This window comes from Mycobacterium colombiense (assembly GCF_003284975.1).
Taxonomy (GTDB): domain Bacteria; phylum Actinomycetota; class Actinomycetes; order Mycobacteriales; family Mycobacteriaceae; genus Mycobacterium; species Mycobacterium europaeum_A.
Window position 1 is genome coordinate 26,163 of the sequence record NZ_QMEU01000019.1, and the last position, 21,910, is coordinate 48,072.

Here is a 21,910-nt window from a genome sequence, read left to right on the forward strand (position 1 = left end):
CCACTAGGCAATCTTGCCCACCGGGCAAAATTGACGTACGTTGGGCGCTATGACCGGGCTCCGCGAGCGCAAGAAGGCCGACACCCGGCGCGCGCTCAGTGATGCCGCGTTGCGGCTGGCTTTCGAGCGCGGCCTGGAAAACGTGACACGCGAGGACGTCGCCAACATGGCGGGCGTCTCGCTGCGCACGTTCAACAACTACTTCAGCGGCAAATACGAGGCGCTGGCCTACCGGCAAGCAGAACGCGTGCGTCGCAGCGTCGACGCGCTGCGACGGCGGCCCGCCGACGAACCGCTCTGGACCGCCCTTACCCATGCCGTGCTGGAACCCCTGGAGGCCGACTTCGGCGATGTGCACGGTGACGAGAACCGCGTCCCCAGCCGCCAGGAGCTCGTCGAGGTCCGTAAGCTCGTCATGCATCCGCAAGTGCGGAATTCGGTGCCGCACAACCTCTTCGACGAACTTCTCCACGTCATCGCCGAACGCACCGGGACCGACCCCGACCACGACCTTTACCCCCGGCTGGTGATGGCCGTGGTACGCGCCGTCGGCGACGCCGCCGCCGACGCCTACGTGCGGGCCGATCCGCCGGTGGCCATCACCGCCCTGATCCGCGAGGGCTTCGCCACCGTCAGCGCGGGGCTACCCGAACCCACCAGAAAGAAGGCACGCCATGCCTGACGAACACGCCGACGTCGTGATCGCCGGAGCCGGGCCCAACGGGCTGCTGGTGGCCTGTGAATTGGCGCTGGCCGGCATCAGGCCCGTCGTGTTGGACGCCCTGCCCGGTCCAAGCTCCGAGCCGAAGGCGAACGGCCTTGTCGGCCAAGTGGTTCGGATGCTCGACGTGCGCGGTCTGTACCGGGAGTTCACCGGTGACCCTAATCCCCCGCAACCGGTCTACGGGTGGATTTTCGCGGCCATGACGCTGAACTTCTCCGAAGTGCCCGACAACCCAATGTACGCATTGCCCATTCAACAGCCCCGGGTGGTACGGCTACTGGAGAAGCGGGCGCGGGACCTCGGAGTGGACATCCGCTGGGCGCACCAACTCACCGGCCTGCGGCAGGAAGCGAATTCCGTTGCGGTGACTGTGTCGTCGCCGGAGCGCGAGTATCGCATCGACGCCGGTTATCTGGTGGGCGCCGACGGCGGACGCAGCCTGGTCCGCAAGACCGTGGGCATCGGCTTTCCCGGGCACACATCGCAGACAGTCGGGCGGCTGGCCCACGTGCATATTCCCGACGGACTCCGCCGCGCCGACGGCGGCATCGAAGTCCCCGGGTTCGGCCGGATTGCGTTCGGTCACACGCGGTTGGATTGCGGCGGCCTGATCTATGCCGAGTTCGAACCCGGCCGCTCGCTCTTCGGCACGATCGAGTTCGGGCCGCCGGTGGAGGACAAACCGATGAGCCTGGCAGAACTGCGCGAGAGCGCCCGTCGCGTCCTCGGTGTGGATCTGCCGTTCGAGGCACCGAAAGGCCCAGGGCCCCACGCCCTGCGCCGGATCAACGGGCAGAACACACGCCACGCGGAGCGCTACCGCGACCGACGGGTTCTGCTGCTCGGAGACGCCGCCCATGTGCACAGCGCCATGGGCGGGCCGGGCCTGAACCTGGGCCTGCAGGACGCGATGAACCTGGGCTGGAAGCTCGCGGCCGAAATCAACGGCACCGCGCCGCCCGGATTGCTCGACACCTACCAGTCCGAGCGCCACCCCGTGGGCGAGCGCGTCATGATGCACTCAATGTCGCAGACCGCCCTCATGGCGCCGGGGCCCGAAGTCGCTGCGCTACGAACGCTCGTGGGCGAACTGTTCGCCGTTCCCGACGTCGCCCGGCACATGGCGAAACTGCTCGCCGGCAACGATGTTCGGTACGACGTGGGTGACGACCATCCGTTGTCGGGTTGGCTGGTGCCGGACCTGACGCTCGATGACAGTCGGCGCGTCGCCGAGCTGCTGCACGACGCCCGCCCGGTGCTGCTCGACCTCGACGGCGCCGTCGCGGACACGGCACGCGGCTGGACCGATCGTGTCGACACCGTCACCGCGAGCATCGCCGAGCGGCCCGCCGCAGCGCTGCTGATCCGGCCGGACGGCTATGTCACGTGGGCGGCCGACGAATTCGGGCCGGCCGACGAGGCGGCCCTGCGCGCGGCGCTGCAGCGCTGGTTCGGGCCGCCGACGAGCGCATAGCGGCGCCAGCGGCCAGACTGGGCAACATGGCGTCCACAGACCAGGCTGAGCCCGTGCGCAGCGCCCAGAAGATCGTCGACGTCTTATCAGCGCAGGGCGTGCAGTACGTATTCGGTGTGCCCGGCGCCAAGATCGACGCCGTGTACGACGCCCTAGTGGACGGTGGACCCCAGCTCGTGGTGTGCCGCCATGAACAAAACGCGGCGTTCATGGCCGCAGCGACCGGGCGGCTCACCGGCGTCCCTGGTGTCGTGCTGGTGACGTCCGGGCCCGGCACCGCCAACTTGGCCACCGGGTTGCTGACCGCCAACACCGAACAGGACTCGGTGGTCGCGCTATGCGGCGCGGTGCGCCGGGAGGACCGGCTCAAGCGGACGCATCAGTCGATGGACGCCGCCGCATTGCTCAAGACGGTGACGAAGTTCACCGGAGAGGTCAACGACCCCAACGATGTCGCCGAGGCCACCGTCACCGCCTTTCGCGCCGCGGTCGCCGAGCCGCGCGGAGCGGCCGCCGTCGTGCTGCCCGCCGACGTATTGGCCGCACCCACCACAGCGGGCATCACCCGTCGCCTGCCGATCCCCGAGTTGGCGGCGGCCCCGGCGTCCGCGATCCACAGGGCCACCGAGGTGATCCGGGCCGCGCGCCGCCCCGCGCTGCTGGTCGGTAGCCGCGGCGCCGATCCGGACAGCTGCCTGGCGCTGCGCGCCCTGATCGCCACCACGGGTATGCCGGTGGTGGAGACGTTTCAGGCCGCCGGAGTGGTGTCACGATCGCTGGAAGACAACTTCTTGGGCCGGGTCGGCCTGTTCCGCAACCAGCCCGGCGATGTCATCGTCGGTCAAGCCGACGTCCTGGTCACTGTCGGCTACGACGCCGTCGAATATGACCCGGGACTGTGGAACAGCGACGTCGACCGCACCGTGGTGCACATCGACTCGATTCCGGCCGGGATCGACAACAACTATCAGCCGACGAACGAGTTGCTGGGCGACATCGCTGCCACTCTCACCGCCTTGACCGACACCCTCGCCGACCTCACCCTCGCGAACGAATACCAAGACGAGATCGACGTGCTGCGAAAACGCTTGTCGCACATCGATATCACTGCGGGCTCTCGAAAGCCGGAGGGCGCCGGCCTCAATCCGGTCGCCGTTGTGCTGCGGCTGCGCGAAGAACTGGGCGACGACGCCACCATCGCCTGCGACATCGGCTCGGTCTACATTTACATGGCCCGCCACTTCCGCGTGTACGAACCGCGCCGACTGCTGTTCTCCAATGGGCAGCAGACACTTGGGGTTGCGCTGCCCTGGGCGATGGCCGCGTGCCTGGCGCGGCCCGGTACGCCGGTCGTGTCCGTCTCCGGGGACGGTGGGTTTCTGTATTCCAGCCAGGAGCTCGAGACCGCAACCCGCCTGGGTTTGTCGTTCACTCACATCGTCTTTCGCGACAATACCTACGACATGGTGGGCTTTCAGGAAGCCCTCAAATACGGCCGCAAATCCGGGATCCAGCTCGGCGACTACGACATCGTTTCCTACGCAGCGGCTTTCGGCGCCAACGGGTACCGGGTGACCGGTCTAGACGAGTTCAGCGCCACGTTACGTCAGGCGCTGGCCGAGAACGGACCATCGCTGATAGACGTTCCGGTGGATTACAGCCACAACGTCGACCTGGCCGAACAATTACACGACGACCCGTTCGAGTAGGGATCATGGACAAGCATTCCGGCGCATACGAGCGATTCCGCAACTGGGCGACAGGGCTTCTCGCTCATCAAGGCGCCGACAACGAGGTCTATCAGTTCTCCACGATCAGCGCATTGCTGGAGGGTGTCTACGATGGCGACGTCACCGTGGCCGATCTGCTGCGGCACGGTGACTTCGGTCTGGGCACCTTCAACCACCTCGACGGCGAGATGGTGGTGCTGGACGGGGTGTGCTATCGGCTGCGTGCGGATGGATCCGCGAGCCGGGCGGCGGCGACCGACCGCACACCGTTCGCGGCCATCACCAGATTTCACACCGACTTCGAGATCACGATCCAAACCCTAACCCGCCGAACGGAGTTGACAAGCGCGATCGACCGCCAGCTCGAAAGCCCCAACCTGATCTACGCCATCCGGGTCGACGGAAAGTTCCGCATACTGCACACGCGCACCGTGATGGCGCAGCAGCCGCCCTATCCCCCGTTGACCCAGGCCACCGAAGAGCAGTCCGAGACCGTCTTCACCGACGTGTCGGGCACCGTGGTCGGATTCCGCACTCCCGACTTCGAACGGGGCATCTCCGTGGCCGGCTACCACCTGCACTTCCTCAACAACGAACGCAGCGCCGGCGGCCACATCCTCGACTTCATTCTCGATCGCGGCAACGTGGCGATCAGCGGGGCATCACAGCTGCACCTGAGCCTGCCCCGGTCCGGTGCGTTCCTCGACGCACGACTATCGGGTGCCGACCTCGCCGAGCGGATCAGCAAAGCCGAAGGCCCTAAAGGCGACTGACCCGAACGCGGCCGTCAGCATGCCGATTGCGGACGACGCGGACAACCGTGCAAGCGAAGTTCACGCAGTGTTCAGGCACCCGTCGGTTCAGCATTGATGAGTGCACACGCGCACCGCGTGTCCTCACGTTATGCGCTTCGTACAGGTCGCCAATTTCTATGGCCCTCGCTCCGGCGGCCTCCGCACCGCGATCGACCGGTTGGGCGCGGAATATTGCGCCAGTGGCCACGAGGTCTTCTTGGTCGTTCCCGGCCAACGCGTCGAGCGCGCCCAGCTGTACACCGGCGTGGTGCGAATCACGTTGCCGGCCCGCCTGATTCCCTTCACCGGCGGCTATCGGGCGGTGCTGCCGGGACCGGTGAAGGCGCTGCTGGCAGCGCTGCGACCCGACGCATTGGAGGTATCAGACCGCCTCACCCTGCGGTCGCTGGGCCGTTGGGGACGCGATCACGGCGCCACGACGGTGATGATCTCCCATGAACGCTTGGATCGCCTTGTCGGACAAGTTCTTCCGCGGAGGGCCGCGCAGAAGTTCGCCGACATCGCCAACGCGCGCACCGCGGCGAACTACGACACCGTGGTGTGCACCACCGGTTTCGCCCGCGAGGAATTCGACCGGATCGGCGCCGACAACACCGTCACCGTCCCGCTCGGTGTGGACCTGCAGACGTTTCATCCGCGCCGCCACTCCTATCTGGTGCGCGAACGGTGGGCCGCGCCGACGCAGCTGCTGCTGGTGCACTGCGGGCGGCTGTCGGTGGAAAAGCGGGTCGACCGCAGCATCGACGCACTCGGTGCGCTGCGCCACGCCGGTATCGACGCGCGGCTGGTGGTCGTCGGCGAGGGTCCGTTGCGCTCCAGGCTGGAGCGACAGGCCGCGCGCCTGCCGATCGACTTCATCGGCTTCGTCTCCGATCGCAGGGCGGTGGCGCAGTTACTGGCCTCGGCCGATGTGACACTGGCACCGGGGCCGCACGAGACGTTCGGGCTGGCCGCGTTGGAATCGCTGGCGTGCGGAACGCCCGCCGTGGTTTCGCGAACGTCGGCGCTAACGGAGATCATCACGCCGGACAGCGGGGCGTCGGCCGACAATGACCCGGCCTCCATCGCAAAAGCGGTCAGCGCCATAGCCAGTCGGCCCGAGCGGGAGCGACGTATCTGCGCGCGACGCCGCGCCGAGGACTTCACCTGGCACCGCGCCGCGGCCGGCATGCTGGCGTCGCTCGGGGCGCCGGCCTTCGACGACCCGACCGGTCATTCCGAACAGACTGCGTAGCGTTTCAGAAGTCCGACGCCGCCCACGTCCCCGGCGGGTACGGCGGGACCTGTCCGGCGAAGGCGCCATCGGTGAGCGTGCACAGGGTGTCGGAGATCGTGCCGGCGTTCGCCACCACCTTCGGCTCGCCGCCAGCGCGACTCGGGCGATCACCGTCTGCCAGCGGTAACCGATGCCGCCGTGTTCGTACCAGGGGAACCAGTCGGCGCCGTGATTGCCCGCGCGGATCAGGCGCCGGAATGGCAACGTCGGATCGCCGCCCGAATCGGTCGCGTTGAACTGCGCCTCGATGTCGGCCATCGGTCGCCGCTCCCTTCAACCGGGCGGCGATTGCCCGGGGCGCTGGCTAGGCTCGCTGGAGACCGACGAGGAGGATCCGGTGGGAGCACGCACTCAGGTATTGATCACCGCCGCCGAGGTGGCGGACATCATCTCGGCCGGTGACCCGGTGACCATCCTGGACGTGCGCTGGCGGGTCGACGCTCCCGACGGGCGCGCGGCCTATCTGGACGGGCACATTCCGGGCGCGGTGTACGTCTCGCTCGACGACGACCTCAGCGACCACACGCAGTCCGGCCGAGGCCGCCACCCGTTGCCGTCGGGTCGTGCCCTGGAGACCGCCGCGCGCCGCTGGGGGATTCGGCAGGGCGGCCCGGTGGTGGTGTACGACGACTGGAATCGCGCCGGTTCCGCGCGGGCCTGGTGGGTGCTGACCGCGGCCGGCATCGACAACGTCCGCATTCTGGACGGCGGCTTGGCCGCGTGGCGCTCGGCCGGGCAAAGCCTCGAGACCGGACCGGTCGATCCGGCGCCCGGGAATGTGACTGTGCCCCAAGATGATTTGTATGCGGGAGGCCGCCCCACGCTGACGGCCGAGCGGGTCGCCGAGGGCACCGTGACGCTGCTTGATGCGCGGGCACCGGAGCGCTACCGCGGCGACGTGGAGCCCCTCGATCCGGTCGCCGGGCACATTCCCGGCGCGAAGAATCTGCCCAGCACCTCGGTCCTGGCGGCCGACGGCACCTTCCTCGACGACCACGCACTCGCACAACTGTTGTCCGAGCACGCGATCGAACGTCATGACGCGGTCGCCGCCTACTGCGGCTCGGGCGTCACCGCCACGGTCACCATCGCCGCGCTCGCCGCGGCGGGTCGGCAGGCCGCGTTGTATCCGGGGTCGTGGTCGGAGTGGAGCTCGGATCCCGGCCACCCGGTGGAACGCGGCGGCGCGTAGTCGCCGTTGGTCGTGCGGCGACCGACCAGAGGGCAGTTCCAAAAAGCGCTAGCAGGGGCGCTACCCGATTTGAGAAACACTTAGTGGTCGAAGTACTCGTTCACCCGAGCGGCCTCAGCTCTGACGGACGCTGCGGGCGTGGATCTTTGGTAACCTGTGCTCGATAGCGCCTAGGGTTCCGACTTTCGAGTGCCTGGTCCGAGCGGCGCCACCGCGCCTGCCGATGGGACGCGGTCATCTGAACGGACAAAAGCCTGGAGGACCCCGGCCGGCGCGCCGCGCGCCGCCGAGAAGGTCCTTTCATGCTGGCTCTTTGCGTTCTCTTCGTCATCGCCCTGGCCGCCGGCGCGCTCGGTGGACTGGTAGGCACCGGATCGTCGCTGGTGCTGCTGCCCGCGCTGGTCATGATGTATGGGCCACGAATCGCAGTGCCCGTCATGGGGATTGCGGCCGTCATGGCCAATGTCGCCCGAGTCGCCGCCTGGTGGCGACAGATTCGGTGGCGACCGGTGCTCGCCTATGCGCTGCCCGGAACTCCCGCCGCCGTGCTCGGCGCCAACACCTTGTTGAGCATCCCGCAAGCGGTGGTCGACGGGCTGCTCGGAGTGTTTTTCCTCGCGATGATTCCGGTGCGCAGGGTCGCGGCGGCTCGGCAGTGGCGGGTGCGCCTGCGCCACCTGGCCATCGCCGGTGCCATCGTCGGCTTCCTCACCGGTATGGTCCTGTCCACGGGGCCGCTGAGCGTTCCCATCTTCACCGGGTACGGGCTCACCGGCGGCGCCTTTCTCGGGTCCGAGGCCGCCAGCGCCCTGGTGCTCTACGCCGGCAAGATCAGCACCTTCGGTCAGTTGGGCGCGCTCAACCTCGCCGTCGTGGCTCGTGGGCTGGTCATCGGCGCCGCCTTGATGATCGGGCCCTTCGTGACGCGTTCCATCGTGCGCCGCGCCCATCCCCGTAACTACGCGATGCTGATCGACCTGGTGCTCGTCGTCGCCGCCGTCGGCATGTTCATCGCAACGGCGACCTGCTGAATCACGTGGGCGCTAGAATCTGCCCCGGCATGAATCCGCTTGGTAAGTCCTCGCAATGACCGGCCGGCTCGACGGCAAGGTCGCGATCGTCACTGGCGCCAGCACCGGCCTGGGCCCGGTGCTGGGCTCGCTGTTCGTCCGTGAAGGCGCCAAGGTGTTGCTGGCCGCCCGACGTGAAGAGCTTGTCAACGCCGCCGCCCGCGCGGCCGGCCCCGGTGCCATCGCCATGCGCGCCGACGTCACCGATGAGAATGACGTCGCGGCCATGGTGGCGCGGGCGGTCGACGAGTTCGGCCACGTCGACATCCTGTGCAACAACGCCGCCGCGCCCGGCCAGGACCGCTGGATCTGGGAGCAGACGCTGGCCAACTGGAACGCCACCTTCGCCATCGACGTCACCGCCGCGATGCTGTGTACCCGTGAGGTCCTCAACCGCTCGATGCTGCAGCGCCGCACCGGCGCGATCCTGAACTTCTCGTCCACGGTCAGTTATTCCGGCATGGTCCGCAAAACGCACTACGTCACCGCCAAGGCGTCCCTGCGGGCGTTCACCAAGGCCGTCGCGCTCGAGGTCGGCCCGCACGGCATCCGGTGCAACTGCATCGTTCCAGGGGCCATCGACACCGAGCTGTGGCGCAACTGGTTGCAACGCACCGCGACCCAGCAAGGCGTCGACGTCGACACGGTTCGCGCGAGGCAACTCAAAGGCGTTGCCTTGCAGGACATCTCCTCGCCCGACGACGTCGCCAACCTGGCGTTGTTCCTCGCCAGTGACGACAGCCGCACCATCACGGGCCAATCGATCCCCGTCGATGCCGGAGGGTACATGCAGGGATGAGCGGGCCTGTGAAACCGTCGGTCGCCATGCATCCGCCCGCCGGATGCTCCACGTGATGCGGGTCAGGGCAGGCATATTCAGCCTCACCGCCCCGGCACCGGCCGACGACGACGGCAGCTACTTGCGTTGGCACCTGCTGGATCACATGCCCGAGCAATACCAGCTGCCCGGCATCGTGCACGGGCTCCGCTGGATCGCCGACGGCGACTACCCCGACCACCGCCTCGCGTCCGAGGGAGACCTGGGCGAGATCGGCAACGCCGTGCAGTATCTCGTCACCGACCCCGTCGAGGAGACCTTCGACGACTTCGTCACCCTCGGACGCACCCTGCGCGACAACGGCCGATTCCCCGTCGTCAGGCCATCCCTGCAAGTGGCCGGGTTGCGGCTGCTGCAGTGGCGATCCTCGCCACACGCGCTCGTTTCACCCGAGGTGGTGCCGTTTCGCCCGCACCGCGGCGTCGTGCTGATCGTTGAAGAACCCACCGACGGTCGGCCGGACGACTGGCTGCAGTGGTTGCATGCCGAGCACTATCCGGCACTCCTGGCGACGCCGGGCACCGCCGGCGCGTGGACGTTCGGTTCCAGCGCCGGCTGGAGCCACCTGCCCCGGGGCTGGCGAACCGACCACCAGTACATCACCGTGGTCTACCTCGATAAGGATCCGCTGGCCACGACCGGTGCGTTGGCCCCGATCATCGAAGAGCGTTGGCATTCAACGGCGGTGCGGCCGGTGTTCGCCGGGCCGCTGCGCAGCATGATCAGCTGGGACGCCTGGCCGTAGGCGACATTCGCCGCCTACGAGGCGCAGCAGGCGGACTCCGATTGGTCGCCGGGCCCGAACGTCTCGGAATGGGCCTTCACCGTGTAGATCTCCCAACGTTCACCGCCCGGACCGCTCACCCAGACTTTGTCCTGGGTGGCGAAGCAACACGTCGTGTCGAGCTCTTCGTCGGCCAGCAAGCCCACCCCGGCGAGCCGTCGGCTTTCGTTGTGCACGGTGTCGCTGGAGGCGACCTCAACGCCGAGGTGGTTGAGACTGCCGCCGTGACCGGGGTTCTCCAACAACACCAATTTCAGTGGCGGCTCATCGACGGCGAAGTTGGCGTAGCCGGGCTTGATCTTGGCCGGCTCGACATTGAAAAGCTTGGTGTAGAACGCGATTGCCTCGTCGAGATTGTCGACGTTGAGGGCCATTTGAACACGCGACATGTTAACTTCCTTTCCCGGTGGGCATCTCGATCGTCATCGTTGTCCCCGGCAGTTCTTCGATGAGCGCACGGACACGCTCGGCGATGTCGTCGCGAATGGCCCGCACCGCCTCGACCGGCTGGCCGGCGGGATCGCGCAGGCGCCAATCACGGTACGAGACGCCCGGGAAATACGGGCAGGTATCGCCGCAGCCCATCGTGATAACGACGTCGCTGCTCTGCACCGCGTCGGCGGTGAGAACTTTCGGGACGTCGGTGATATCGATGCCCCATTCGGCCATCACCGCCACCGCGGCCGGATTGATCTGGTCGGCGGGCTCCGTTCCGGCGGAGCGTACTTCGATGCGGTCGCCGGCCAAATGCCTCAGCAGCGCGGCGGCCATCTGCGAGCGGCCGGCGTTGTGCACGCAGACGAAGAGAACACTGGGTCTCTCCGCGCCAGCCGAGGCAGGGTCACCAAAGAGCCGCGGACGCAGGGCCAACGAAACGTAAACCAGCGCGACCAGGATCGGCACTTCGATCAGCGGTCCGACCACACCGGCCAGTGCCTGACCGGACGCGGCGCCGTAGGTGGCGATCGCCACCGCGATTGCGAGTTCAAAGTTGTTGCCCGCGGCGGTGAAGGCCAGGGTGGTGGTGCGGGCGTAGCCGAGTCGCAGCAGGACTCCCAGGCCATATCCGCCGGCCCACATGATCGCGAAATACGCCAGCAGCGGCAGCGCGATTCGCGCGACGTCCCAAGGGCGCGAGGTGATCTGGTGACCTTGCAGCGCGAAGAGGATGACGATGGTGAACAGCAATCCGTACAACGCCCACGGCCCGATCATGGGCAGGAAACGACCCTCGTACCAGCCGCGGCCTCTGGTGCGCTCACCGAGGCGCCGCGACAGGTATCCGGCCAGCAGCGGGATGCCCAGGAAGATGAGTACGGATTTCGCGATATGCCAGGCGGATACGTCGATGCCGGTCGTGCTCAGCCCCAGCCACCCGGGCAACACCGACAGATAGAACCAGCCCAGGGCGGCGAACATGACGACCTGGAACATCGAATTCAGCGCGACCAGAACCGCGGCGGCTTCGCGGTCGCCGCACGCGAGGTCGTTCCAGATGATGACCATGGCGATGCAGCGCGCCAAACCCACGATGATCAGCCCGGTGCGGTAGTCCGGCAGATCCGGCAGCATCAGCCAGGCCAGGGCGAACATCACGGCGGGTCCGATCAGCCAGTTCAGCACCACCGACGCCACCATGAGCTTGCGGTCGCCGGTGACGCCGCCGAGCTGGTCGTAGCGCACCTTGGCCAGCACCGGGTACATCATCACCAGCAGGCCGATCGCGATGGGCAACGAGATGCCGTCGACCTCAACGGCGCTGACTGCCCGCCCCAGGCCGGGGACCAAGCGGCCGAGCAGCAGCCCCGCGACCATGGCGATCGCGATCCATCCCGGCAGGAACCGATCCAACGTCGAAAGCCGGGCGCCCACCGCCGTGTCGATCGAGTTCATGACCCACATTCCGCGGTCACGCGTGCATCGACGCTCAACACCGACGAAAGTTGTTGCAATGCAGCGGGAACCACCCAGTAGTAGACCCATGTGCCGCGTCGTTCACAATCCAACAGCCCGGCCGACCGCAGCGTCTTGAGGTGATGGGAGATCGTCGGCTGTGACACGTCGAACGTCTGGGAGATCTCGCAGACGCAGGCTTGGCCGCCAGGATGGCTGGCGACCAGGCTCAACAGTCGCAGCCGCACCGGATCGCTGAGCGCCTTGAACATCGCCGCCAGCTCAGCGGCCTGCGGCTCGGCCAACGCCGCCGCTCCCAGTGCCGGGCAACACTCCGTCAACAGCTGCTTCGACATACATCTATATAAACACATATCGAATCAACTCGCTAGCGGTGGAGTTTTTCCCGCGCTCCGGTTTTAGTCGGGCAGGGGAAACGAACGGGACCTATAGTCCTCGTGACGACCTAGACCAAGGGGGGTGCCATGACCAATTCCGGCAATCGCCGCGGCCAGCGGTGGGTCGTCCGCGCGGCCGCCGCACTCGGCCTGGTGGCGTTGGTGGCCGGCCTGCCGGCCTGTTCATCCAAGCACCCCGCCGCCCCGAGTTCGGGCCCGCCATTGGCAAGCACGACCGTCATGATCGACGGGAACAAGCACACGATGATCGCCGCGGTGGACTGCACCCGCTCGGCGGCGCAGCCGAGCGCGTCTCCCCCGGAATCGGGTGACCTGACCACCCGGATCAGCGTGCACGACGATGCCGCATCGGTGTCGCTGGCGGTATCCGACGAGCAACCGCCCACCGTCGACGGCTTCGCCATTTCGCTCAAGCTGGACAACGGCCAATACCAATTGCCTTACCAAGGAACGAAATCGCCGACTCAAGTGCAAGCGACCAAGGACGGCAAGAGTTATACGGTGACCGGGACGGGCCAGGCGACCACACCCGGCCAAAGTGGTTTGCGCGACGTCACGTTCGGCATTCACGTGACGTGCCCGTAGGCGGATAGTTGTCTGCCGCGGCGGCCTCTGCGATGCTGACAGCTTGGACATCTTTGCGCAGTGGCAAGACGGCGGCACCGAGCTGCGATGGCGCTCGACGACCGCGGCCAACGACGGCGCAGAGGTCGCGGTGTTCACCCGCCGGTGCGGCACTGCCGGCGCGCCCGCATTGGTGTTGGTGCACGGCTTTCCGACCAGCAGCATCGACTATTTCGCGTTGGCGGGTGAACTGAGCGCGGAGTTCGATATCTACCTGCTGGACTTTCCCGGCTACGGACTCTCCGACAAACCACCCGAGCCCTACAGGTACTCGCTCTACGACGACGCGCGCCTGCTCGTCCATGCGATCACGCAGGTGTGGAGGCTCACCGAATACCGCATGCTGACCCATGACCGGGGTAGCAGCGTCGGCATGATCGCGGTGGGCATGCTGGCCGCCCTGGACCCGCCGGCCGCACCCGTCGACCTGATCCTGACCAACGCCAACATCTACCTTCCGCTAGCCAACCTCACCGCATTCCAGACCGCGCTGCTCGACCCCGCCACCGCGCGGGCCACCGCGGCGGCCACCACGCCCGAGATGCTGGCGGCCGGCATGGGCGCGAGCACGTTCATGCCGCGACGCACACTGGATGACCCGGAGATCGCCGCCCTGGCGAAAAGCTTCGCGCACAATGACGGAATCCGGGTGCTGCCCGACACCATCCAATATCTGCACGAGCGCGCGGCCGACGAAACCGGTTGGCTGGAAGCTCTTTCCACCAGCGACGTCAACACGACGGTGATCTGGGGCGTCCACGACAACGTGGCACCGTTGCGCGTCCCCAACCACGTCTGGCAGACGTATCTGAGGAACAAGCCGGGCCGCAATCACTACTGGGTGATTCCCGGCGCCGACCATTACCTGCAGTGTGACGCCCCGGGGCAACTAGCCCAGATCGTGCGCCTCACCGCCCGGGGCGACGATATTCCGTTGCAGACCTTGGGAAACCAGCCCGACGGCGCGGTCTTGGTGGACCAGAGCGGCTCCTAGCTCGCCGAATGTGAAACAAACCTCACGCTCGTCGCCGAGGGTGAAACTAACTTCACACTCGGCGACCAAAAAGTCCGAGCCCCAAGCCTATGGCGTGACCACGGGCAGGCGCGCCCAACCGCGCACGCTCGCGGTGTGCGCCCGCTGGGCGTTCGCGTAGTCGACTTCCCAGTCTGGCCAACGCTTCAGCACTTCCTCGAAGGCCACCCGCGCTTCCAGCCGGGCCAGCGCCGAACCCAGGCAGAAATGCAGGCCCTGCCCGAAGCTGAGATGGCTTCCGCGGCGGTGGATGTCGTAGCGATCCGCATCCGGGAAGTGGCCTTCGTCGCGGTTGGCCGACGCGTTCAACAGCAGCATGAACGATCCCTCCGGAACCACGCACCCATAGTGCTCGGCATCCCGCGCGACGTAGCGGGCCTGCACTGGTGACGGCGGCTCGTACCGCAGCGTCTCCTCGATCGCCCCAGGAATCAGCGACGGGTCGGCGACGAGTTCGCGGCGTTGATCCGGGTGATCCGACAACAGTTGGCCCATGAAACCGATGAGACGGGCCGTGGTTTCGTTGCCGGCACCGGCGATCATCGCGGTGTAGGACAGCACCTCCGTCCGCGTCAACGGGCGCCGCGTCCCGTCCGGCTCGTCGATCTCGGCCCGCAGCAACTCCGTCATCAGGTCGTCGGAGGGATGATCGGCCCGCCATTCGATGTACTCGGCAAACAGGGCAATGGAATTCGCGAACACATTGGCATCGACCGCCGCTGGGTCGCTGTCCCTGGACAGTTCGATGTTGGCGACGCTGCGGTCCCGGATCTTTTCCTGATCGGCCTCGGGAATGCCCAACAGATACCCGATGGTCCGCATCGGCATCATCGCGCCGAGGTCGGCGATGAAATCGAAGCCGCCCTGTCCGATCAGCGGGTCGAGTTCGCGGACACAGAACCCACGCACCAGATCCTCGACGGCCAGCATGCGCCGGGGCGTGAAGACGCGGGACAGCAGTTTGCGGTGCAGATCGTGCAGCGGCGGATCCTCGAACAGCAGAATGCCCGGCGGCACTTCGATGTTCGCGAACAAGATGTCGGCGGTCGTGCCGCGCCCGGATCGGTAAGTCTCCCAGTTCGGCAACTCCCGCACCACGTCGTCGTACCGACTCAGCGCATAGAAGTTGTACTTCTCGTTGTAGTACAGCGGCGCTTCTTCGCGCATCCGCTTCCACACCGGGTACGGGTTGTCGTCGATCTCGACATCGAACGGGTCGTAGTACAGCTCGACGGCGCTGGGGCTGGTCATTGTCGGATCCCTATCTCAGTCGTTGCGGTGCAAGAAGCCGTGTAAGAGTGCTTGGACGAGTTCCTCAACGATCACCTCCCGCGGCGGTGGATTGTTTCCGAAGTAGGTCGACCGCAGCGCGGCCATGCCGGCGATCATCGACACGGTCGAGTGGGCCGGCAGGTCAGGGTGATCGGACCGCAACCCCCGCAATTGCATGCCCTCAACGCTGATCTGGCCCAGCACCGTGACCGCCCGGCGGATCTCGGCGATGCCGGCGTCGACCTTCTCGTCGTCGCTGAGACTGTCGGCGGCCATCAGTGTCAACAGCAGACCCTGATGTTCGACGAACACGTCGTAGAGCTTCGAGACGAACAGCCGGGTCAGTTCCTGCTCGTCGGTCTCCTCGGGAACCACCGACTGCCAGGTCTGGCCGAATTCGTCGACGAAGGTCACGAAGGGGACGACGAGCGCCTCGCGGAACAACGCGGCCTTCGACCCGAAGTTGCGAAACAGCAGGTGTTCGGTGACGCCCGCGGCTTGGGCGATTTCGCGCGTCGTGGTGCTGCGATAGTCCTGGCCGGCGAAGAGCTCCCGGGCGGCATCGAGCAGTAGCCGGCGCGGCTCGCCACGGGGGCGACGCGCCACCGTGGCCGGCGTGGGCTGCTTAATTGCTCGCTGGGGCACCGGTGTCCACTCCTCGAACGGCCTTCGGGATAGTATCCACTATCTCAATAGGATAGTATCCACTACCTTAAGGCGAAACCATCGGAAGGGTGACACCATGGGCGCTGTAATCATGCTCGGCACGCTGTTCGGACTGATCGTTCTGATATTCGGCCTGGTGCTGCGCTTCGACCCCGAGGCGCGGCGCGCACCGAGCGACGAGGGTCGCCGGTGAACACCCAGATGACGCCGGCGATGGCCGGGGCTCAGTACTTTTCCTACGTCGCGAGCATCGCGTTTTTGATCGCGGGGATCTACCTGAGCTACCGGCGTCGCCGCATCCGCCCGCTGTTGCTTCTCGGCATCTCGGCGATCTCGTTCTCCTGGATCGAGTCCCCCTACGACTGGGCGATGTATGCACAGTTTCCGCCCGCGCTGCCTCGCATGCCGTCCTGGTGGCCGTTGAACGTGACGTGGGGCGGGTTGCCGTTAGCGGTGCCGATCGGTTACGTCTCCTACTTCATCATCCCCGCGGTGACCGGGGCCGCCCTCGGACGGTGGCTGAGCGCAAAGTTCAACTGGCGCATGCCGATTACCCTGCTGGTGGTCGGCCTCGTCGTCGGCATCTGCTGGGCATTGTTTTTCAACGCCTTCACCGGCGCCCAACTCGGCAACTTCTATTACGGGTACGTGATTCCCGGCCTCGCGATCTTCGAGGGGACCAAGCACCAGTACCCGCTGTACGACTCGCTGGCCATGGGCATCCAGATGATGCTGTTCACGTATCTGCTCGGGCGCACCGATGCGCAAGGACGAAACGTCATCGACATGTGGGCGGACAGGAGGGCGAAGAGCCGCGGCCAGTCTGCGGTGCTCTCCATCGTGGCCGTCATCGTCGTCGGACACCTGGTCTACGGCGCGGTGTTCGCGCCGCACCTTATTACGAAGCTGGGCGGCTACGTCACCGCGGGGCCGACCGAGCAGCTGTACCCGGGCGTCCCCAACCAACCCAAGTAAGGCAGCGATCACATGGGTTACGAGAGCACTGCGGAGCCGATCAAAATCGGTTATTTGATGGACTTCCGCCTGCCCGAGGGCTTTCCGAAGACGTACTTCGAGGACCTGATGCAACCGTTCGACCTGGTCTTCAAGAAAGGTGTCGAGCAAGGGCTGATCGATCGGCCGATCGAGATCATCTACCGCGAGGTGGAGGGCCTACCCAAGGGATCGGTCAAGGCGGTCATCGACGCCTACGGCGAGTTGTGCGACGCGGGTTGCCTGGCGATCTTCGGGCCCAATATCGGGGACAACGCGATCCCGACCCGAGAGGCCATCGAGGAGCGGTTCAAGGTCCCCTGCATCAGCGTGACCGGCTCCGACGCCGCGCTCGGCGAGTGGTTCTTCGCCTACCCGATGGGCTCGCACACCGACGAGCCGATCTTCTGGTCCGACCTGCTGGCCAAGGGTGGTCACGCCGAGGTCGGCGTGCTCGTGGAGCAGTCGCTGGTCGGCGAGGCGTATCTGAAGAACTTCCGGGATGCGTGCAAGCGCAAGGACATTCGCATCGTGGCCGAGGCGTCGATCGCCCAGACCGCCGGGGACGTGACGGCCGCGGTCCAGGCGCTGCACGACGCAAAGGCGCAGGCGATCGTGCACTGCGGGTTCGGCTTTGGGATCGTGTTCGTCAACCCGGCGCTCGAGGCGCTGGGCTGGGATCCGCCCCGGTTCTGCGGTACCGCCTTCCAGAACGCCTGGCTCAACCCCATCATGTGGAACGCCTTCATGGGCTGGACCGGTGTCGACCAGTACGACGAGGGCAACGCGGTCGGGCAGCAATTCCTAGACGAGTACAACGAGGCCTACGGCCGGCGACCGGAATGGTGTGTGCCGGTGGTCAATCGGGACGTCGCGCACACGCTGCTGCGGGCGCTCGCCGACGCCCACCCGTTGAGCCCGCGCGGGGTGAAGGAGGCGCTCGAACGCGTCAAGATGATGCCGGCCGCATCCGGCGCGCCGGGAACACGGGTGTCGTTCGGGAACTGGTCTCGGCGCGCCTGGACGGGGGCCGGCTATCTGGTGGCGCGGCGGCTCGACCCCGACGGCGTCAACTCGCACCTCGTCGATCGCTTCGGCGAGGAGTAGCGGTCAGCCGAGAGCCTCGGGCAGCACCACTTCGCCGACGCGCTTGAGGTACGGCCACGCGATCTCCGGCGGCAGCCCGCCGCACAGCGGCGACAGATTGAGCACCTGACCGGCCTTGACGCGCGAAATCGCTTCTGGCACCGAAATAATCACGTGCGACGTCGGTGTCTCGCGCAGCTCGTCGATGGTGTTGACGTGGCTGAATCCCGCGGTCGTCTCGTCCCCCGGATTCCACGCGGCGTAGGTGCGCACGTCGTGCAGCAGGTGCTCGCCGATCTCTTTCCACGCCTCGTCCACGTCGTCGGCGACGAACACCACCGAGGGCGTGTCGCGGTCGGGAAACATCGTCGGCCCGGGTTGATGCCCGTGCTCGCGGCAGGCCTCCTCGTAGGCCTCGCGCATACCCGGCGCGTTGGCGTTGCCCAGCATGCCGAGTCCGTATCTGCCGGCCCGGCGGGCCGCCGCGACCGTGCCGCCGCCCCACATCAGTCCCGGCCCGCCGGGCGTCAGCGGCCGAGGCGTCACGGTGATCGACCGCCCGTCCTCGACGACGGTTTCACCGGCGAGCAGTCGCCGCAGCAGCGCGAGTTTCTCGTCGCAGAGGCGGCCGCGCTTCTTGATCGGCACGCCGAAGTGCTCGAATTCCTCGGGCCGGTAGCCCAGGGCCAGGATGTACGACGCCCGCCCGTTGCTGATGATGTCGAGCACCGCCATGTCCTCGGCGAGGCGGACCGTTTCGTAGAACGGGAGGATCAGGATGAGGCTCAGCGCCAGGCGCTGGGTTCGCGCCGCCACCGCCGAGGCCAGCAGGAACGGTGACGGCAGGTAGCCGTCCTCGGACCCGTGGTGCTCACACAGGACGGCCGCCAGGCCACCGTGCTCCTCGGCCCACGCGGACATTTCGGGAGCCGCGGCGTACAAATCGGTTGGGGGCGCAGCCCATTCGGGATCGCGCATGTCGAAGCGCAGTGTGTACACGGCAGACTCCTAGGTGGGCTAATCTTGGTGATGCACGTTACACCTTCAGTCGAAGGCGTAAAGCGGCAGCGCCATGGGAATGTCCAGCGAGCTCAGCAGCCCCGGGGGCGCCTCGACGACATACGGGATCGCGTTGACCACGCGCATCGCCGTGGCCGCCATGGCGGCCCGCCCGGCCCCGTGTCCTTCGGTATCGCCCAGCGTCAGCTCGCAGTGGATGTCCGGATCTCCCTCGATGTCGACCCGATAGGTGGCGTCGCAGGCCGACGCCGGCCAGTCCAGGGCGACGTCGCGGGCCATCCGGATGACGTGCTCGATCACGATGGCCTTGCGGCCGTTGACCACTCCCGCCGCCCGGGTCCGCACCGCGCCGCAGGTGCCCGCTTTTATCGTGCCGAACGCAACCTCGATGTCCCGGTCGGTGAGCTCACGGTCGAGCGAACCGCGTATCTCCTCCACCTCGACACCGAGTCCCGCCGCCATCAGGTAAATCGGTGCCTTCCAAGCCAATTCGATGAAGCCGGGTGTCTTCAGCATCGGCTCGAACTCGAGCGGCCGGCCAAAGCCCATCCCGTCCATCATCACGTCGGCGACCGGGTAGTGGTCGTTGAGCGCGACCTCGCTGGCCGTGATCCGGCGGATGCTCTTGGACTGGGTCGTCATGAGTAGCGCGAGCTGGTCGGAGGCGAACCCGGGGAAGATGCCCGACGCGTAGAACGACGCCCGACCCGCTTTGGCCGCGCCGTCCAGTTCGTCGCGCCAGTTGGGCGCGAAGTAGGACGGCGGGTACACCAGACTCGTCGACGACGTCGACACCACATTGATGCCCGCCGCCAGCAGACGCACATAGTCGGGCACCGCCGCGCTATCGCGGTCGGGACCGCTGGCCGCATACACCACGCAGTCGGGGGTCAGCGCGATCAGCGCGTCGGCATTATTGGTGGCCGTGACGCCCATGGGCTCCCCGCCGGCCAGCTCGCCGGCGTCCTTGCCGGCCTTGTCGGGTGAATGTACCCACACGCCAACAAGTTCCAGGTCCGGCCGTCGCCGGATGGCATCAATCGCGTTCGAGCCGACGCCCCCGGTCGACCACACGACAACCCGCATCAGCAGCTCTCCTCACTTGTCGTGCGCCCGCGCGGCGGCGATCGCGGACCGCTCGAGATAAAGCCAGGCCACCTCCGGTGCGACGCCGCCGCACAGCGGATGCAACGAACAACAGTCGCCCGCCGCGCATGTAGTCGATCGCCTCGTCGGGTATGAAAAGCGGTACGGGCCGCCGTCCACTCGAAGCTCCGCCACATTTCCGGTGCCGAAGTGCTCGTATTCCTCCCGCCGATGCCCCACCCCGAACGCGTAGGACACCCGTCCACCACTGATCAGGTCCAGCACGCTGATCTCCTCGGCGAGCCGGACCGGATCCCACAGCGCAATCGGCACCGCGGCGAGCAGGATCGCCAGCGTGCGCGTCCTGGCCGCTATCGCCGACGCCAAGGTGAGCGGCACCGGCAGATGACCGTCATGAGCGCCGTGGTGCTCGGAGAGCACGGCCAGCGCGGCACCGCGCGTTTCGGCCCACTCGCACATGTCGATGGCCGCGGCGTACAGATCTGTGGCCGGTGCTCCCCCAACCGGGGCGCGCATGTCGAACCTGAGCGTGAACATCAGCGCCCGCCGCCCCGAATTTTCGCTCGGAGGCGGGCAACACGCTGGTGGGCCGTCACAGCAGCACCCTAACCTAAAATTTGTTCGCTAAGATAGTGCCCACTTTCTTAAATCCTTGACCGGGCGGATTCGCGGCGGTAGTTTCCAAGTCGACCGTCGGTCACACCGGCCGCTGCCGTCCGCGTAAAAGCAACGGCCGCCCCGGCTTTCGTCGTGTTGCGCGACGCGCACGCCCCTGAGGAGGAACAAGATGACGGCTCATCGCGTGGTGGTGTGGGCGACGGGTGGCATCGGATCGATTGCCATCCGCGCGATCCAGCGACGCCCTAATCTGAACCTGGTCGGCGTGTGGGTCCACTCGTACGCCAAGGTCGGCAAGGACGCGGGCGAGCTGGCCGGCGGTGAGCCGATCGGCCTGAACGCCACCAACGACGCCGACGCGCTGATCGCGCTCAAGCCCGATTGCGTCATCTATGCGGCCAGCGGCCCGGAGCGCGACGCGCTGGCCATCCCGGATTACGTCAAGCTGCTCGAAGCCGGGATCAACGTCGTGACCACCAGCACCACGCGATTGGTCAACCCGCACGCCTACGAGCCCGCGGAGTGGCGCGACCAGCTTGTCGCCGCGGCCAAGCAGGGCCAGGTGTCGCTGTACGCCTCCGGCATCGAGCCGGGCTTCGCCGCCGACTATCTGCCGCTGGTGCTGTCCACCCAGTCATCGTCGATCGACAAGATCCACTCGTTCGAGATCGGCCTGTACGACGACTACGGGGTTCCCGACATCATGAGCGACGCGCTGGGCTTCGGCCGTCCGCTGGACTACCAGCCGTGGATCAGCTACCCCGGCGCCATCGCCGGGGAATGGCAAGGGCAGATCCGGTTGATCGCCGACGCGTTGGGGGTCGAAGTCCAGGAAGTGCGCGAGGGTTTCGACCGCGCCGTCACCAACCAGACGCTCGAGGTCGCGATGGGCACCGTCGAGGCGGGAACCTGCGGCGCCCTGCGCATGCAGGCGATCGGCGTGGTCGACGGCCGGGAAGCGATCGTCATCGAGCACGTGACCCGGCTGGCGCACGACGTCGCCCTCGAGTGGCCCAAAGGGATTGGCGATCTGTCCTACCGCGTGATGATTTCCGGCGATCCGGACATCGACTGCACGCTGGCGGCGACGCTGAAAGATCCCGCCAAGGCGGGCATCGGCGGGATGACGTCCGGGGCGGGCGCCATGGTCGCCACCGCGATGCGCGTCGTCAACGCCGTGCCGTATGTCGTTGCCGCCCAACCGGGATTGCTCAGTTCGGTGGACCTGCCGTTGACGATCCCGCAAAAAGTATTTGTCGGCGGGTAGGCTACGCCG

21 protein-coding genes and 1 pseudogene are annotated in these 21,910 nt (G+C 66.8%); 14 read left to right on the forward strand and 8 right to left on the reverse strand.

Annotation, left to right across the window (positions count from 1 at the left end; all coding sequences use genetic code 11):
• Positions 1-49 precede the first annotated feature (49 nt).
• The 9 genes from DQP58_RS09425 (at position 50) to DQP58_RS09470 (ending at position 9,864) form a co-directional block, all read left to right on the forward strand.
• Positions 50-682, forward strand: coding sequence for a TetR/AcrR family transcriptional regulator (locus DQP58_RS09425; protein WP_112708147.1), 633 nt, complete (start codon positions 50-52; stop codon positions 680-682).
• Positions 675-2,198, forward strand: a complete 1,524-nt coding sequence (locus tag DQP58_RS09430; RefSeq protein WP_112708148.1) for an FAD-dependent monooxygenase — start codon at positions 675-677, stop codon at positions 2,196-2,198. Before DQP58_RS09425 ends, DQP58_RS09430 begins: the two co-directional genes overlap by 8 nt.
• 26 nt (positions 2,199-2,224) lie before the next feature.
• On the forward strand, positions 2,225-3,907 hold the full coding sequence (gene alsS, locus DQP58_RS09435; RefSeq protein ID WP_112708149.1) for an acetolactate synthase AlsS: 1,683 nt from the start codon (positions 2,225-2,227) through the stop codon (positions 3,905-3,907).
• 5 nt (positions 3,908-3,912) lie between these two features.
• Positions 3,913-4,701: an acetolactate decarboxylase gene (budA, locus tag DQP58_RS09440; RefSeq protein ID WP_112708150.1), complete on the forward strand. Its 789-nt coding sequence runs from the start codon at positions 3,913-3,915 to the stop codon at positions 4,699-4,701.
• 130 nt (positions 4,702-4,831) lie between these two features.
• Entirely contained in the window at positions 4,832-5,977 is a 1,146-nt protein-coding gene (locus DQP58_RS09445; RefSeq protein WP_112708151.1) for a glycosyltransferase, read from the forward strand.
• 379 nt (positions 5,978-6,356) lie between these two features.
• On the forward strand, positions 6,357-7,211 hold the full coding sequence (locus DQP58_RS09455; RefSeq protein WP_112708188.1) for a sulfurtransferase: 855 nt from the start codon (positions 6,357-6,359) through the stop codon (positions 7,209-7,211).
• A gap of 302 nt (positions 7,212-7,513) precedes the next feature.
• On the forward strand, positions 7,514-8,242 hold the full coding sequence (locus tag DQP58_RS09460; protein WP_112708152.1) for a sulfite exporter TauE/SafE family protein: 729 nt from the start codon (positions 7,514-7,516) through the stop codon (positions 8,240-8,242).
• A gap of 55 nt (positions 8,243-8,297) precedes the next feature.
• Positions 8,298-9,080: an SDR family NAD(P)-dependent oxidoreductase gene (locus DQP58_RS09465; protein ID WP_112708153.1), complete on the forward strand. Its 783-nt coding sequence runs from the start codon at positions 8,298-8,300 to the stop codon at positions 9,078-9,080.
• Positions 9,081-9,135: 55 nt separating this feature from the next.
• The gene (locus tag DQP58_RS09470) at positions 9,136-9,864 is read left to right on the forward strand and encodes a hypothetical protein (RefSeq protein ID WP_112708189.1); all 729 of its coding nucleotides are present in this window, start codon (positions 9,136-9,138) and stop codon (positions 9,862-9,864) included.
• A 14-nt stretch (positions 9,865-9,878) separates the two neighbouring features.
• On the opposite strand, the gene DQP58_RS09475 is transcribed toward DQP58_RS09470, so the two are convergent.
• From DQP58_RS09475 to DQP58_RS09485, 3 genes are read right to left on the reverse strand one after another with little or no spacing between them, the layout of a single operon-like run.
• A complete protein-coding gene (locus DQP58_RS09475) occupies positions 9,879-10,292 on the reverse strand; it encodes an ArsI/CadI family heavy metal resistance metalloenzyme (protein ID WP_112708154.1) in 414 nt (137 codons plus the stop codon).
• 1 nt (position 10,293) lies between these two features.
• Entirely contained in the window at positions 10,294-11,796 is a 1,503-nt protein-coding gene (arsB, locus tag DQP58_RS09480) for an ACR3 family arsenite efflux transporter (RefSeq protein WP_112708190.1), read from the reverse strand.
• Positions 11,793-12,152 (reverse strand): ArsR/SmtB family transcription factor, encoded by a 360-nt coding sequence (locus DQP58_RS09485; RefSeq protein WP_112708155.1) that lies wholly within the window; start codon positions 12,150-12,152, stop codon positions 11,793-11,795. The genes arsB and DQP58_RS09485 overlap by 4 nt, the downstream gene beginning before the upstream one ends.
• A gap of 129 nt (positions 12,153-12,281) precedes the next feature.
• On the opposite strand from DQP58_RS09485, the gene DQP58_RS09490 reads away from it, so the two are divergent.
• A complete protein-coding gene (locus DQP58_RS09490) occupies positions 12,282-12,800 on the forward strand; it encodes a lipoprotein LpqH (RefSeq protein WP_112708156.1) in 519 nt (172 codons plus the stop codon).
• A gap of 43 nt (positions 12,801-12,843) precedes the next feature.
• The gene (locus DQP58_RS09495) at positions 12,844-13,833 is read left to right on the forward strand and encodes an alpha/beta fold hydrolase (protein ID WP_112708157.1); all 990 of its coding nucleotides are present in this window, start codon (positions 12,844-12,846) and stop codon (positions 13,831-13,833) included.
• An 87-nt stretch (positions 13,834-13,920) separates the two neighbouring features.
• On the opposite strand, the gene DQP58_RS09500 is transcribed toward DQP58_RS09495, so the two are convergent.
• On the reverse strand, positions 13,921-15,123 hold the full coding sequence (locus DQP58_RS09500) for a cytochrome P450 (protein WP_112708158.1): 1,203 nt from the start codon (positions 15,121-15,123) through the stop codon (positions 13,921-13,923).
• Between the two features lie 15 nt (positions 15,124-15,138).
• Entirely contained in the window at positions 15,139-15,789 is a 651-nt protein-coding gene (locus tag DQP58_RS09505; RefSeq protein ID WP_112708159.1) for a TetR/AcrR family transcriptional regulator, read from the reverse strand.
• Positions 15,790-15,999: 210 nt separating this feature from the next.
• Here DQP58_RS09505 and DQP58_RS09510 point away from each other — a divergent pair, with 210 nt between their 5' ends.
• Positions 16,000-16,785: a spirocyclase AveC family protein gene (locus DQP58_RS09510; RefSeq protein ID WP_112708160.1), complete on the forward strand. Its 786-nt coding sequence runs from the start codon at positions 16,000-16,002 to the stop codon at positions 16,783-16,785.
• A 12-nt stretch (positions 16,786-16,797) separates the two neighbouring features.
• A complete protein-coding gene (locus tag DQP58_RS09515) occupies positions 16,798-17,910 on the forward strand; it encodes an ABC transporter substrate-binding protein (protein WP_112708161.1) in 1,113 nt (370 codons plus the stop codon).
• 3 nt (positions 17,911-17,913) lie between these two features.
• On the opposite strand, the gene DQP58_RS09520 is transcribed toward DQP58_RS09515, so the two are convergent.
• The 3 genes and pseudogenes from DQP58_RS09520 to DQP58_RS27600 all read right to left on the reverse strand — a co-directional run.
• On the reverse strand, positions 17,914-18,888 hold the full coding sequence (locus tag DQP58_RS09520; RefSeq protein WP_112708162.1) for an LLM class flavin-dependent oxidoreductase: 975 nt from the start codon (positions 18,886-18,888) through the stop codon (positions 17,914-17,916).
• Between the two features lie 45 nt (positions 18,889-18,933).
• Positions 18,934-19,995, reverse strand: coding sequence for an NAD(P)H-dependent amine dehydrogenase family protein (locus DQP58_RS09525; RefSeq protein ID WP_112708163.1), 1,062 nt, complete (start codon positions 19,993-19,995; stop codon positions 18,934-18,936).
• A 204-nt stretch (positions 19,996-20,199) separates the two neighbouring features.
• Positions 20,200-20,553: pseudogene (locus tag DQP58_RS27600) on the reverse strand (LLM class flavin-dependent oxidoreductase); the annotation flags it as partial.
• Positions 20,554-20,803: 250 nt separating this feature from the next.
• On the opposite strand from DQP58_RS27600, the gene DQP58_RS09535 reads away from it, so the two are divergent.
• On the forward strand, positions 20,804-21,901 hold the full coding sequence (locus DQP58_RS09535) for an NAD(P)H-dependent amine dehydrogenase family protein (protein WP_112708165.1): 1,098 nt from the start codon (positions 20,804-20,806) through the stop codon (positions 21,899-21,901).
• Positions 21,902-21,910: the final 9 nt, after the last annotated feature.

What these genes read in the sequence shown, in the direction of transcription:
- DQP58_RS09425 (WP_112708147.1), top strand. Translation starts at nt 50, where the DNA reads ATGACCGGGCTCCGCGAGCGCAAGAAGGCCGACACCCGGCGCGCGCTC.
- DQP58_RS09430 (WP_112708148.1), top strand. Translation starts at nt 675, where the DNA reads ATGCCTGACGAACACGCCGACGTCGTGATCGCCGGAGCCGGGCCCAAC.
- alsS (WP_112708149.1), top strand. Translation starts at nt 2,225, where the DNA reads ATGGCGTCCACAGACCAGGCTGAGCCCGTGCGCAGCGCCCAGAAGATC.
- budA (WP_112708150.1), top strand. Translation starts at nt 3,913, where the DNA reads ATGGACAAGCATTCCGGCGCATACGAGCGATTCCGCAACTGGGCGACA.
- DQP58_RS09445 (WP_112708151.1), top strand. Translation starts at nt 4,832, where the DNA reads ATGCGCTTCGTACAGGTCGCCAATTTCTATGGCCCTCGCTCCGGCGGC.
- DQP58_RS09460 (WP_112708152.1), top strand. Translation starts at nt 7,514, where the DNA reads ATGCTGGCTCTTTGCGTTCTCTTCGTCATCGCCCTGGCCGCCGGCGCG.
- DQP58_RS09465 (WP_112708153.1), top strand. Translation starts at nt 8,298, where the DNA reads ATGACCGGCCGGCTCGACGGCAAGGTCGCGATCGTCACTGGCGCCAGC.
- DQP58_RS09470 (WP_112708189.1), top strand. Translation starts at nt 9,136, where the DNA reads ATGCGGGTCAGGGCAGGCATATTCAGCCTCACCGCCCCGGCACCGGCC.
- DQP58_RS09475 (WP_112708154.1), bottom strand. Translation starts at nt 10,292, where the DNA reads ATGTCGCGTGTTCAAATGGCCCTCAACGTCGACAATCTCGACGAGGCA.
- arsB (WP_112708190.1), bottom strand. Translation starts at nt 11,796, where the DNA reads ATGAACTCGATCGACACGGCGGTGGGCGCCCGGCTTTCGACGTTGGAT.
- DQP58_RS09485 (WP_112708155.1), bottom strand. Translation starts at nt 12,152, where the DNA reads ATGTCGAAGCAGCTGTTGACGGAGTGTTGCCCGGCACTGGGAGCGGCG.
- DQP58_RS09490 (WP_112708156.1), top strand. Translation starts at nt 12,282, where the DNA reads ATGACCAATTCCGGCAATCGCCGCGGCCAGCGGTGGGTCGTCCGCGCG.
- DQP58_RS09500 (WP_112708158.1), bottom strand. Translation starts at nt 15,123, where the DNA reads ATGACCAGCCCCAGCGCCGTCGAGCTGTACTACGACCCGTTCGATGTC.
- DQP58_RS09515 (WP_112708161.1), top strand. Translation starts at nt 16,798, where the DNA reads ATGGGTTACGAGAGCACTGCGGAGCCGATCAAAATCGGTTATTTGATG.
- DQP58_RS09525 (WP_112708163.1), bottom strand. Translation starts at nt 19,995, where the DNA reads ATGCGGGTTGTCGTGTGGTCGACCGGGGGCGTCGGCTCGAACGCGATT.
- DQP58_RS09535 (WP_112708165.1), top strand. Translation starts at nt 20,804, where the DNA reads ATGACGGCTCATCGCGTGGTGGTGTGGGCGACGGGTGGCATCGGATCG.